The 12,205-nt window shown below is 72.1% G+C and carries 11 protein-coding genes; 3 read left to right on the forward strand and 8 right to left on the reverse strand.

Annotated features, from left to right (window positions below; genetic code table 11):
• Positions 1-11: 11 nt before the first annotated feature.
• The 3 genes from OG568_RS24340 to OG568_RS24350 all read left to right on the forward strand — a co-directional run bounded on the left by OG568_RS24340 (position 12) and on the right by OG568_RS24350 (position 2,873).
• Positions 12-965 carry an ABC transporter ATP-binding protein gene (locus OG568_RS24340; protein ID WP_329533087.1) on the forward strand — a complete coding sequence of 318 codons (954 nt, stop codon included), beginning with the start codon at positions 12-14 and terminating at the stop codon, positions 963-965.
• Entirely contained in the window at positions 962-2,578 is a 1,617-nt protein-coding gene (locus OG568_RS24345; protein WP_329533088.1) for an ABC transporter permease, read from the forward strand. Before OG568_RS24340 ends, OG568_RS24345 begins: the two co-directional genes overlap by 4 nt.
• Positions 2,579-2,648: 70 nt before the next feature.
• Positions 2,649-2,873 carry a hypothetical protein gene (locus tag OG568_RS24350; protein WP_329533089.1) on the forward strand — a complete coding sequence of 75 codons (225 nt, stop codon included), beginning with the start codon at positions 2,649-2,651 and terminating at the stop codon, positions 2,871-2,873.
• On the opposite strand, the gene OG568_RS24355 is transcribed toward OG568_RS24350, so the two are convergent.
• From OG568_RS24355 to OG568_RS24390, 8 genes are all read right to left on the reverse strand, one after another.
• Entirely contained in the window at positions 2,857-4,113 is a 1,257-nt protein-coding gene (locus OG568_RS24355; protein WP_329533090.1) for a cytochrome P450, read from the reverse strand. The genes OG568_RS24350 and OG568_RS24355 overlap by 17 nt on opposite strands.
• Before the next feature lie 105 nt (positions 4,114-4,218).
• The gene (locus OG568_RS24360) at positions 4,219-4,893 is read right to left on the reverse strand and encodes a response regulator (RefSeq protein WP_266584297.1); all 675 of its coding nucleotides are present in this window, start codon (positions 4,891-4,893) and stop codon (positions 4,219-4,221) included.
• The gene (locus OG568_RS24365; protein ID WP_329533091.1) at positions 4,890-6,239 is read right to left on the reverse strand and encodes a sensor histidine kinase; all 1,350 of its coding nucleotides are present in this window, start codon (positions 6,237-6,239) and stop codon (positions 4,890-4,892) included. Before OG568_RS24365 ends, OG568_RS24360 begins: the two co-directional genes overlap by 4 nt.
• A 112-nt stretch (positions 6,240-6,351) precedes the next feature.
• Positions 6,352-7,026 (reverse strand): response regulator, encoded by a 675-nt coding sequence (locus tag OG568_RS24370; protein WP_054231356.1) that lies wholly within the window; start codon positions 7,024-7,026, stop codon positions 6,352-6,354.
• Positions 7,023-8,429 carry a sensor histidine kinase gene (locus OG568_RS24375; protein ID WP_443077746.1) on the reverse strand — a complete coding sequence of 469 codons (1,407 nt, stop codon included), beginning with the start codon at positions 8,427-8,429 and terminating at the stop codon, positions 7,023-7,025. Before OG568_RS24375 ends, OG568_RS24370 begins: the two co-directional genes overlap by 4 nt.
• Before the next feature lie 10 nt (positions 8,430-8,439).
• A complete protein-coding gene (locus OG568_RS24380) occupies positions 8,440-9,645 on the reverse strand; it encodes an acyltransferase family protein (protein WP_329533092.1) in 1,206 nt (401 codons plus the stop codon).
• 145 nt (positions 9,646-9,790) lie between these two features.
• Entirely contained in the window at positions 9,791-10,858 is a 1,068-nt protein-coding gene (locus OG568_RS24385; RefSeq protein ID WP_329533093.1) for an alpha/beta hydrolase, read from the reverse strand.
• 197 nt (positions 10,859-11,055) lie between these two features.
• Entirely contained in the window at positions 11,056-11,934 is an 879-nt protein-coding gene (locus OG568_RS24390; RefSeq protein ID WP_329533094.1) for an alpha/beta hydrolase, read from the reverse strand.
• Positions 11,935-12,205: the final 271 nt, after the last annotated feature.

A 12,205-nucleotide genomic window follows, 5' to 3' on the forward strand; every position in this document is an offset into this window, starting at 1 on the left:
CGTTCTGAAGCATGACGAAGGGCAGGGCCAAGGGAATGACGAAGGCCACGACGAAGGCGATCACCGTCTCCGGGCTGCGCAAGTCGTTCGGCGGGACGCACGCGCTGGACGGTCTCGACCTGGACGTCGAGGCCGGTGAGGTGCACGGCTTCCTCGGTCCGAACGGCTCCGGGAAGTCCACCACCATCCGGGTCCTGCTGGGCCTGCTGCGCGGCGACTCGGGCGCGGCGCAGGTGCTGGGCCGGGACCCCTGGGCGGACGCGGTGGAACTGCACCGCCGGGTCGCCTACGTACCCGGTGACGTCACCCTGTGGCGCAACCTCTCCGGCGGCGAGGTCATCGACCTGTACGGGCGCCTGCGCGGGGGGCTCGACCGGGCGCGGCGGACGGAACTGATCGAGCGCTTCGAACTCGACCCCACCAAGAAGGGCCGTACCTACTCCAAGGGCAACCGGCAGAAGGTCGCCCTTGTCGCCGCCTTCGCCTCGGACGTCGACCTGCTGATCCTCGACGAGCCCACGTCCGGTCTCGACCCGCTGATGGAGGGGGTCTTCCAGCGGTGCGTCGAGGAGGAGCGCGACCGGGGCCGGACCGTCCTGCTCTCCTCGCACATCCTCAGCGAGGTGGAGGAGCTGTGCGACCGCGTCAGCATCATCCGCAAGGGCCGCACCGTCGAGAGCGGCACCCTCGCGGACCTGCGCCATCTGACCCGTACCAGCGTCACCGCCGAACTCGCGGGCCCGCCCGACGGGCTGGCTCACCTGCCCGGCGTGCACGGCCTCGACGTCCAGGGCCACCGGGTCAGGCTCCAGGTCGAGACCGACAAGCTCGACGCCGTACTGCGCTCGCTCACCGAGTCGGGCGTACGGTCGCTGACCTCGACGCCGCCGACCCTGGAGGAGCTGTTCCTGCGGCACTACCAGGACGACGTCCGGGTGAACGGCGAAGGGGCGATGGCACGATGACGGCCGCGACCACTGCCGTACGGGGCGGAGTACGAGCCCGTGGTTCCCGCCAACTCGCCGGGACCGGAACGCTGTTGAGGTTCTCCCTGCGCCGCGACCGGCTGATGATGCCGCTGTGGGTCGGCGTGATCGGTCTGCTGGTGCTGTCCATGCCGAACTCCCTGAAGTCCGTCTACGCCACCCCCGCCGAACGCGCCGACCTCGCCCGCCAGATGCTCACCAACAGCTCCCTGCGCGCCACGTACGGGCCGGTGTTCGACGACTCGCTCGGCGGACTCACCGCCTGGCGCATCGGCGGCTACGCCGGGCTGTTCGCCGGGATCATGAGCCTGCTGGTCGTCGTACGGCACACCCGCGAGGAGGAGGAGAGCGGGCGGCAGGAACTCCTCTCGTCGGCGATGGTGGGGCGCCGGGCTCCCCTGACGGCGGCGCTGCTGGCCGCCCTCGTCGCCAACGGCGTGCTCGCGCTGCTCATCGCGGGCGGGCTGGCCGGGCAGGGCGGTTCCGGGGCGCTGGCTCTCGGGCTCGGCGTCGGGGGTGTCGGCATGGTCTTCGCCACCATGGCGGCGATCGTCGCCCAGCTCACCGAGAGCGCGCGGCTCGCCAAGGGGCTGACGGGCGGGCTGCTCGGCGCCGCGTTCGTGCTGCGGGCGGCGGGCGACTCGTCGACGAACGACGATTCCTCCGTGCTGACCTGGGTGTCGCCGCTGGGGTGGCTGGAGAACGAACGCCCCTTCGCTCAGGAGCGGTGGTGGGTGCTGCCGCTGTTCGTCGTGGCCGTGGTGATCCAGGGCGCGGTCGCCTACGAGCTCGCCGGGCGGCGCGATGTCGGGATGAGCTTCCTGCCGACCCGGCCGGGGCCCGCGCAGGGGCGGCTCGGGTCGGCCGGGGCGCTGGCCTGGCGGCTGCAGCGGGGCGCCGTGCTCGGGTGGAGCCTGGGGTTCCTCGCCGCGGGGGCCGCGTTCGGCGGGATGACGAAGGGGGCCGCCGATCTCGTCGGGAGCAACGACAAGACCCGGCAGATCATCGAGCGGATGGGCGGGCAGTCCGGGCTCACGGACGCGTTCCTCGCGGCGATGGTCGGCATGCTCGGGATGGTGGCCGCGCTCTACGTCGTCTCGTCGGTACTGCGTTTGCACGGTGAGGAGACCTCGCAGCGGGCGGAACCGGTGCTGGCGAACGCGGTGGGGCGGCTGCGGTGGGCCTGCGGCCACCTGGTCGTCGCCTTCGGCGGCGCGGCGCTCATCATGGCGCTGGGCGGGCTCGGCCTCGGACTCGGATACGGCCATGAGCTCGGGCCCGTGCTCGGCGCCTGCCTCGTCCAGGTCGCGGCGGTCTGGACACTGGGCGGGCTGGCGGTCCTTCTGTACGGGCTCTCGCCGCGGCTGGCCCCGGGGGCCTGGGGCGCGGCCGGGGTGGCCCTGCTGCTGGGCTGGATCGGCCCCGCTCTGAACGTCCCCCAGGCCGCCATGGACCTCTCCCCCTTCGGCCACCTCCCCAAGCTCCCGGGCGGGGAGATGACGTGGACGCCGGTACTGACCCTGACGGCGATCGCCGTGGCCCTGACCGCCACGGGGCTGGCGGCGTTGCGACGCCGGGACATGAGCACCTGACGGCGGGCGCACGCGTGCCAGGTGCGGGGACCCGGGAACCCCGGGCCCCCGCACCACGTCCATGAGGGGCATGGGGCAAAAGACGCAGGCCGCGGGCGGGTGTCTGATCGCTGCCGCCGGCGCGGGAACGGGGCTGGCGGTCTGGGCCGTCAACAGCCGCCACCGGTTCCAGCGGTTCGAGCAGGGGCCCGACTGGAGTGTGCTCTATGCCGAGCTGCCCCTCATGGTCCTCGGCGGGGTGGCCGCCGCACTGGGACTGTGGGCCCTCGGCCAACGGGTCAGAGCACGACACTGAGCCCCTCGAGCCCCCGGATCACGAAGTTCGGCTTGCGCTCCGGCTCCGCGGCGAGGGCGAGCGTCGGCGCCTTCTCCAACAAAGCGCCCATGGACGCCGTCAGCTCGAGACGGGCCAGCGGGGCGCCGATGCAGTAGTGGATACCGGCGCTGAAGGAGATGTGGGGGTTGTCCGAGCGGGAGAGGTCCAGCCTCTCCGGGGACGCGAAGACCTTCGGGTCGTGGTTGGCGGAACCGAAGAGCAGGGCGATCTCCGCGCCCCGGGGAACGGTCGTGCCGTCGATCTCGATGTCGTCCAGAACCCACCGCTCGAAGAGCTGGAGCGGGGTGTCGTAGCGCATCAGCTCCTCCACCGCCGTGGGGATCAGCGAACGGTCACCGCGCAGGGCCGCCAGCTGGCCGGGGTTGCGGAACAACGCCCACCACCCGTTCACCGTGGCGTTCACCGTCGCCTCGTGCCCCGCGTTCAGCAGCAGGACGCAGGTGGAGATCATCTCCTGCTCCGTCAGGCGGTCACCCTCGTCGTGCGCGGCGATGAGCCCCGAGATCAGGTCGTCGCCCGGCTCCTCGCGGCGCGTCGCGATCAGCTCCCGGAGGTACTCCGTGAACTCCACCGACGCCCGGACCGCCTTCGTCGCCGTCTCCTCGGAAGGGTTCAGCTCGTACATCCCGCAGATGTCCGCCGACCACGGCCTGAGCGGCGCCCGGTCGGACTCCGGGATGCCCAGCATCTCGGCGATCACGGCCACCGGTAGCGGCTCGGCGACATCGGTGAGCAGATCACCGCCGCCGGCCGCCACCAGCTCGGCGACCAGCTCGTTCGCCAGCCGGTCCACATACGGCCTGAGCTGTTCGACCGTGCGCGGCGTGAACGCCTTGGAGACCAGCCGTCGGATCCGCGTGTGGTCCGGCGGCTCCAGGTCCAGCATTCCGTGGTCGTTGAGGACATGGAACGGCTCGTGCTCGGGCGGAGGCGCCGTCCGCCCGAAGTCCTCGTGAGTGAAACGGTGCTGGTAGGTCCGTCCCAGGCGCCGGTCCCGCAGCAGCGCCGACACGTCCGCGTGGTGCGGGACCAGCCACTGGTCGGTGGGCTCGTAGTAGTGCACCCGGCCGCGCTCGCGCAGCTCCGCGTACGCGGGGTACGGGTTCGCCACGAACTCCGGGTTCCAGGGATCGAAGGCCGACGGTGTCTGCGGGGACTGCGACGACTGCGGGGACTGCGGGGTGTGCGAGGCTGCCATGGGCGGACGCTAACCCGACTCCGCCCCGCTGAACAGGGGTGTCCCGGCGAGCGGGCCGACGGCGGGGACCCCCGTACCCCGCCGTCGGCATGTGAGTCACCCGGGTCACCTGGGTGTGATCAGCCGCGCCTCGTACGCGAACACCGCGGCCTGGGTGCGGTCCCGCAGACCCAGCTTCACCAGGATCCGGCTCACATGGGTCTTGATCGTGGACTCGGCCACGAACAGCCGCGAGGCGATCTCCGCGTTCGACAGTCCCTGGGCGATCAGGACCAGCACCTCCGTCTCCCGCTCGGTCAGGTCGCCGTAGGCCGCCTGCGCCGTGGCCGAGAGCCGTGGAGCGTCCGCGAGCTTGGAGAACTCGGTGATCAGCCGCTTGGTGACCGAGGGTGCGAGCAACGCCTCCCCGGCCGCCACCACCCGCACTCCGTCGGCGAGTTGGCGCGCCGAGGCGTCCTTGAGCAGAAAGCCGGAGGCTCCCGCGCGCAGCGCCTGGTACACGTACTCGTCGAGGTCGAAGGTGGTCAGCACCAGCACCTTCGCGGCGCTGTCCGCGGCGACGATCTCCCGGGTCGCCTCGATGCCGTTCATCTCCGGCATGCGGATGTCCATCAGCACGACGTCCGGAGCGAGCTCACGGACCCGTTCGACCGCGTCCCGGCCGTTGACCGCCTCGCCGACCACCTCGATGTCCGGCATCGCGCCGAGCAGCACCGAGAAGCCCTCGCGGACCATCACCTGGTCGTCCGCTATCAGGACGCGGATGGTGCCGTTCGTCATCCGGATTCCTCCGCAGCCCTCAGGGGCACCGGCAGGAACACCGTCACCTCGTATCCCCCGTCGTCCGTCTCTCCCGTCGTCATCTCACCGTCCAGCATCGTGACCCGCTCTCGCATCCCGGTGATGCCGTGCCCCGCGCCGTGGGTGGACTTCACCAGGGTGGTGGTCCGCGCGGGGCCGTTGACTATCCGCAGGCCGAGACCGCCGAGAACGTAGCCGATCTCGACACGGGCCGTCGCGCCGGGCGCGTGCCTCAGGGTGTTGCTCAGCGCCTCCTGAACGATGCGGTACGCCGACAGCTCCACGCCCTGCGGGAGTTCACGCACCGCGCCCGTGACCGTCTTCTCCACGCTCAGGCCCGCCTCCCGCACATTGGCGAGGAGCGCGCCCAGGTCGGCGAGGGTGGGCTGCGGGGCGTCCGGAGCCTCGTAGTCCGCGGCCCTCACGACGCCGAGGACGCGGCGCAGCTCGGTGAGCGCCGCCACCGCGTTCTCCCGGATGGTGACGAAGGCCTGCTCCAACTCGGGCGGCGGGTTCTCCACCCGGTAGGGGGCGGCCTCCGCCTGGATGGCGACCACCGACATGTGGTGGGCGACCACGTCGTGCAGCTCGCGGGCGATCGTGGTGCGCTCCTCCAGAAGGGTGCGCTTGGAGCGCTCCTGCGCCGTCTCCGACTGGTGGGCGGTCACCTCCTGCTCCGCCGCGCGGCGTATGTGCAGGACGGTGACGACCAGCAGGGCGAGAGCCGCGAGGAACAGCAGGGGCATCGAGTCGGTCTCGTAGTACCCGGAGCCGAAGACGGTCTCGGTCGCCATCGCGTACAACGCGGTCAGCACCCACATCCAGGCCGCGGTGCGCGGTCGGGTCCGCAGCGCCACGACCGTCAGCACCAGCAGGTGGGTGATGAAGGCGCCCGGCGGCCAGGGCCAGTCGCCCCAACTGTCGCTGAACGCGGCCGCGAACGGCGTCGCCGCCATGGAGAACCAGAAGGCTCCGACCGGCCGGACGAGCGTCAGCAGGACCGGGAGCACCGCGAGGAGGCTGGGCACCAGACTCCTGATGCCGGGACCGCCCTGGTTCGCGGTGCTCGCGACGGACATCGCGAGCAGTCCGCACGCCGCGACCACGGCGTGCGGAGTCCAGGCCGCGTACTCCCTGACGCGCTCGGGCAGGCGCCGGGTGAGCGGGCCGTCCACTCGCATCCGCGGCAGCGGACGGTAGGCGAAGGCATCGTGGAACAGGTCCTGCCGCAGCCCGCGCAGGGCGTCCGCGGCCAGCCGGAACTCCGGGCTGCGTGGGTTGGCTCCGCCTGGCGGCGTCATCTGCGTCTGGGTCGTCTCGGTCACGTTCAAAACGGTAGGCCGCCTGCCGGGTCGCGGTCGTCACCAGTGAGAAGGGTCCTGCGGAATCCGTCTCAAGTACTACGGGTATCCCCCGGGAGGGAACGGGGTGGCGGGCTCAGTAGCCGGACGGGCGTACCAGACCCGACTCGTAGGCGAAGACCGCCGCCTGGGTGCGGTCGCGCAGGCCCAACTTCACCAGGATCCGGCCCACGTGGGTCTTCACGGTCTGCTCGGCGACGACCAGGCGCTCGGCGATCTCCGCGTTCGACAGACCCTGCGCGATGAGTGCCAGTACCTCCGTCTCACGCTCGGTCAGCTCGCCCACTCGCTGCTTGAGCGGGGCGCGGGGTGTGGAGTCCAGGCGGGAGAACTCGGCGATGAGACGGCGGGTGATCCCGGGGGCGAGCAGCGCGTCGCCCGCCGCCACCACCCGTACCGCCTCGGCCAACTGGTCGGCGGACGCGTCCTTGAGCAGGAACCCGGAGGCGCCGGCACGCAGCGCCTCGTACACGTACTCGTCGAGGTCGAAGGTGGTGAGCACCAGCACCTTGATGTGGGGGGTCTCGCCGGTGATGCGTCTGGTCGCGTCGATGCCACCGAGCTCGGGCATGCGGATGTCCATCAGCACGACGTCCGGGGCGAGTTCGGCGACCTTGGCGATCGCGTCCAGGCCGTCGACCGCCTGCCCGACCACCTCGATGTCGGGCTGGGTGTTGAGCAGCACGGTGAAACCCTGGCGGACCATCTGCTGGTCGTCGGCGATCAGTACGCGGATGGTGCTGCTCGTCATGGGCTCTCGTCTCCTGTGCGACCTGTGCGATCGACGTCGGTGGATGGGGCGGTGGAAGGGGCGTCGCCGGTGGCCGCGCCGTCGCGGGGCAGGAAGGCCGCCACCACGAAGCCGCCGTGCGAGGTCTCGGAGGTCACGAGGGTGCCACCCAGCATCGCGGCGCGCTCCCGCATGCCGAGCAGCCCGTGCCCCGCGCCCGGGGACGGCGGGGCCGGACGCTCGGGTCTGGAGTTGATCACCCGCACCTGAAGCCCGCGCGGGAAGTGCCACAGCTCGACGCGGACCGCCGAACCGGGCGCGTGCCGCAGGGCGTTGCTCAGCGCCTCCTGGACGATCCGGTACGCCGACAGCTCCACGCCCGGCGGCAACGGGAGCTGCTCGCCGGTGATCTCCGTGGTCACCCGGAGACCGGCGGCGCGGGTGTTCTCCACGAGGGCGTCGAGACGGTCGAGCGTGGGCTGCGGGGAGTTGGGGGCTGCGCCCGTACCGGCACCGAGGCCGTACGGGTCATCGGGGTTCTCGGAGCGCAGCACGCCGAGGACGCGGCGCAGCTCGGTCAGCGCCTCCAGGGCGTTCTGCCGGATGCCTTCGAGGTTCTCCTTCAGTTCGTCGGAGGGGTTCTCGACCAGGTGCGGGGCGACCTGGGCCTGGATGGAGATCACCGACATGTGGTGGGCGACCACGTCATGCAGCTCGCGCGCGATCCGGCTGCGCTCCTCGAGGAGGGTGCGGCGGGCACGCTCCTCCTCGGTCTGCGAGGCCTGTTCGACGAGCTGGGTGCGGGCCTCGCGGCGGCCGCGCAGGGCGATGCCGAGGAGGACCACCGCGGCGAAGACGACGACCGCGAGCAACCCTGTCGAGTGGTACAGCTGTCCGCCGATCAGACCCTGCATGACGTACGTCAGCAGGGCGGTCACGGACAGCGCGCCGATGGCCGCCCGTGCGGGCAGCCGCAGGGCGAGGAGGAAGAGCACAAAGGCGTGCGCGATCAGCGCGGACATGGTCCACGGCCAGTCGGGGCCCGGGGAGGGGAAGTCCACAGGGATGTCCACCACCATGTGCTGCCTGGCCGCGGCCGCGGCCACTACCGCGGCGCCGAGCGAGAGCCACCAGGCCGGCACCGGCCGCCACAGAGCCAGGACGACCGCCACCCCCTGCGCGGCACCCGTCACCACACCCAGCGGGAAGCCGAGTCGGTAGGTGTCGTTCATCTGAGCCACCCCGGCGAGCCCGAGGGCGAGGGCGATCCAGCACAGCACGACGTGTGGCAGCCGGCGCAGCCAGCGGGGCCGGGACAGCGTCGGCAGCCGGGCGGCCGACGGTGAGGTGAGGTCGGTGAGGACCTCACGCAGGAGGCCGCGTGTGCGGTCGGTGTACGAGTCCCCGGACTCGGCGCTGGTCACCCGGTCAACCCTAGGCACGGCGGGCCGTTCGCGACCCTGCCGGGCCGCCACGACGGTGGACGCGGACGACCCGGGAGGAACGGCCGGAGCGGCAGCGCGGGCCCTGTTCGTAGGAGCGAAAGGCAGCCCAGCAGACGCCGAGCGCGACGGCGAAGACCGGGAGCCAGGCGAGGCGCGCCGCCACCCAGCCCAGTCCGTCGGGAACCATGTGCAGGCCGGGCAGCCTTCCCACCAGCAGGCCCACGGCGGTGACGGCCATCATGGACGTCTGGTGCCAGAGGAATATCGTCATCGCCGACAGATTGACCAGGGCCACCGCGGCCCACGCCAAAGGCCGCCGCATCCATCGGCGCAACGGCTCGCGCAGCAGAAGAGCGAGGCCGCACTGGGCCAGGCCGAAGGTGACCGCGGCCAGCGTCGGCGGGTTCAGGTTCGAGACCGCCGCGCCCGGGACGCCGACCATCGACGCGGGGTAACCGGCCCACGCCACCAGCCCCGCGGTCGCCGCCGCGCCGCAGAGGAGCAGCACCCAGCCCGCACGCCGCCGGTCCAACTCGCCGCGCGTCCAGGCCGCGCCCAGTGTGTACGGGACCAGCCAGCCCGCCGCCACATTCACCCAGCCGAGCCAGGACGGGCCGCCGAGTCCGAACCGCATCAGATCCACGTGGAGAACGACGGCCAGCGGCCACAGCGGGTTGAGCCGGGTGAGCAGGGGGGTCGCGGCCGTCAGTCCCGCGAAGACCAGGAGGAACCACAGCGGGGAGAGGGCGAGTTTGACGAGGGTGTGGACCGTGGCGACTCCCGTGCCCGACGCGAGCAGGCCGACCGTGGCCACCGTCCAGAGGGTCAGTACGGCGGCCACGGGTTTGAAGAGCCGCGTGAGACGGGTGCGCAACCACGGTCCGTACGTCGTACCGCGCGCCCGCGCCGAGGCGTAGCCCTTCGTCGCCACATGGCCGCCCACCAGGAAGAACACCGCGAGCGTCTGGAACACCCAGGAGATGGGGGCGAGCCACGGCATGTGCTGCAACGGGCTCGCCGTGTGCAGCGCGCCGCCGTCCGCGACCAGGGCGGTCACCAGCCAGTGGCCCAGGACCACGCCGAGGATCGCGAAGGCGCGCAGGGCGTCGACGGCGCGGTCCCGCTCCGCGGGGGTGGCTGCGTCGATACGGCGAGCGCCGTCTCCTATGGCGTGGGTGGCGGTGCGCAGGCTCATCGCGTGGGGAGCGGTACGCGGAGTGGCCGTGCGCGTCAGGGCGGAGGGGCTTGTGCGTTGCCTCGGTGCGGTTGGCATGGCCGGTGCGGTTGGTGTGGTTGGTGCGTTCGTTCGGTGGGCGGCTGCCTTTTCGTGAACCGTCGACTCACGCACGGGTTACCTCCGAGGTGTCTCCGAGGACGATCCGGGCGAGGTTGTCCAAGGACACAGAGCCCGGTTTGAAGTAGTCGCTGTGGCCGCCGGTGCCCGCCGCGAAGACGCGGGCGCCGAAGGCCGGGGACACCGGGTCGGCGCCGAAGCCGACGGTGGTGCCGAAGAGGTCGGCGTGGACATGCGGCACGTTCACGATCCAGTCGTCGGCGCCTCGGGCCGCCCAGATCCGGGCGGAGGTGCGCAGGGCCGGCACGGAGTCCGCGCCGGTGCCCGGGCTGCCGATGAGGGCGATGTCGTCCACGTCGAGCCCGCGTGCCGCGCGGCCGCAGACGACCGTGCCGTACGAGTGACACAGCAGGGAGACGTGCGCCTTCTCGCCGACGACGCCCCGCAGTTCACGTATGAACCCCTTCAGACGCGGGGCCGCGTCCTCGGCGCGGCCGGTCGTCAGGACCGTGGTGCTGACCGTGCCCGGGGTCTCGTAGCCGAGCCAGGCGATGACCGACGTACGGGGGGCGGATCCATGGCGGCGGTCGGAGCTGTCGAGGCGGTCTTGCAGGGCCCCGGCTCCCGCTCGGAAGCGGCCGTAGGTCTCCAGGGTCGTGTCGGAACCCGGGACCAGGACCGCGACGCGGTCGGCGTGGGCGAGGTCGCCGAGGACCTCGACGGCCAGGCCCTGGCCGCGTCCGTCGAAGGAGAGGAAGTGGCGGGTGGGTGCGGCCATGGCGCGGTCCGCGGCGGCGCGGGTGCGGTCGCCGTGGCCGGCGGCCATACGGGACGCCTCCTCGGCGTTCGCCCGGTTCGCCGCGTAGGCCTTGTCCAGCGTCGCTGTCGTCGGCGGGGCCAGTGCGGCCGGGGCCGGGGCCGGGATCCGGGGGCGGGCCGCGGCGGAGACGGGGACGACCACCGCGGCCGTGATCAGCGCGGCGAGCAGGGTGCGGCACAGGCGCCGCAGGAATCGGACGGATGGGCTGGACGGCTCAAGGTCCGGATCAGGCGGTGGCGCCTGTGCGACTGATGTCGTCCTCCCCGCCGCGTTCGGCTTCCCCCGCAGCTCCATGGCGTCCTTCCCGTCCAGTCCGCCCGCTCATCGGGCGCCTCTGGATGGGAAGTTACGGATCGTCATATGTCGCTCGCGTCCCGCCAGGGAGCTCACCTGCGAGGTAGCTCTCAGGTATTACGGGTATGACCGGGAAACCCTGAGCGGAACACTCGGGGCCTGAGCAAGGATCGCCGAATCCCCCACAACTCCGCCTGTTACCAGGCGAGTTGGGCGATCTCCTCGGCCACCACCGCGCACGCGTCCGCCGCCGGGTCGATCAGCGGGAAGTGACCCACATCCTCCAGAAGGGTCAGACCGACCACCTCGCCCGCCCTGGCCGCCGCCTCCGCGTACGACTCGGCGACCGCCTCCGGGACGACGACGTCGGTGCGGCCCTGCACGAGGGTCGTGGCGATGCCGGTGGGCAGCAGGAACGCCGGGTCGGCATACGGCTGACGCTCTACGAACCTCGCCTCGCCGCCCAGGAGCTGGCGGGAGGCTCCGGAGCAGACGTTCAGTTTCTCGGCGACCGTGAAGTCCGCGATCGGGGCGAGCGCGACGACGCCGCGCAGTGGGGCGGGGCGGTCGGCGCGCCAGGGGGAGTCGGCGGGCAGGACGTGGCGGGCGGCGGCCCACAGCGCGAGGTGGCCGCCGGCCGAGTGGCCGGTGATCACCGTACGGCGGAGGTCCGCCTGCGGCAGGTGCTCACCGGCGAGCGCCGGCAACGCGTCGAGAGCGGCCGCGATGTCGTCGAAGGTGTCCGGCCAGCGGCCCGCGACCGGGCCCTCGCCACCCTGCGCGGGGATCGCGGCACCCCGGCGGTACTCCACGTTGGCCACGGCGAAGCCCCGACGGGCCAGGAAGTCCGCGAACGGGGTGATGTGGCGACGGTCGTACGGGGCGCGCCAGGCGCCGCCGTGCAGAACGACCACCAGCGGGGCGGGGACCTCGGGGTCGGGTTCGCGCGGGGTGTAGAAGTCGATCACCTGGTCGGGATGGTCGCCGTACGTGGCGGTGCCGTCGGGGTCGACCGGCGGGTGGGAGAAGGCCGAGGCCTCCTCGGCGGCGTCCCGTGCTGCGGCGTCGTCCGGCATGCTCCAACCTCTCAGCGGTGAAACGGATTTGGCGGACCAGGAGTGTTTTCGGCCGTTGGCGGGGACGGTATCAGGCCCGTGACGTGCGTCTACACCCGGATGTCACACACGGTGAGGGGGAAAGGGTTCCGGTGTTTCGTCAGGATGGGCGCGGCACCGGGCGGGGAGGGTGGGAGCCGTCCTCGGACAGCGGGCGGGCCGGGGTTTTCAGGGCCGCGGGGAACCGCGCCGCCAACCCCCACCCGCCCGCGGCCGAAGAACACACCCGGGC

Origin of the sequence: Streptomyces sp. NBC_01450 (assembly GCF_036227505.1) — a bacterium.
In the GTDB taxonomy this organism is placed as follows: Bacteria; Actinomycetota; Actinomycetes; order Streptomycetales; family Streptomycetaceae; genus Streptomyces.

Coding starts and splice junctions, on each gene's coding strand:
- OG568_RS24360 (WP_266584297.1), bottom strand. CDS start 4,893: ATGACGAACGGCACCATCCGCGTCCTGATAGCGGACGACCAGGTGATG.
- OG568_RS24380 (WP_329533092.1), bottom strand. CDS start 9,645: ATGAGCCTGCGCACCGCCACCCACGCCATAGGAGACGGCGCTCGCCGT.
- OG568_RS24350 (WP_329533089.1), top strand. CDS start 2,649: ATGGGGCAAAAGACGCAGGCCGCGGGCGGGTGTCTGATCGCTGCCGCC.
- OG568_RS24340 (WP_329533087.1), top strand. CDS start 12: ATGACGAAGGGCAGGGCCAAGGGAATGACGAAGGCCACGACGAAGGCG.
- OG568_RS24370 (WP_054231356.1), bottom strand. CDS start 7,026: ATGACGAGCAGCACCATCCGCGTACTGATCGCCGACGACCAGCAGATG.
- OG568_RS24390 (WP_329533094.1), bottom strand. CDS start 11,934: ATGCCGGACGACGCCGCAGCACGGGACGCCGCCGAGGAGGCCTCGGCC.
- OG568_RS24355 (WP_329533090.1), bottom strand. CDS start 4,113: ATGGCAGCCTCGCACACCCCGCAGTCCCCGCAGTCGTCGCAGTCCCCG.
- OG568_RS24345 (WP_329533088.1), top strand. CDS start 962: ATGACGGCCGCGACCACTGCCGTACGGGGCGGAGTACGAGCCCGTGGT.
- OG568_RS24385 (WP_329533093.1), bottom strand. CDS start 10,858: ATGGAGCTGCGGGGGAAGCCGAACGCGGCGGGGAGGACGACATCAGTC.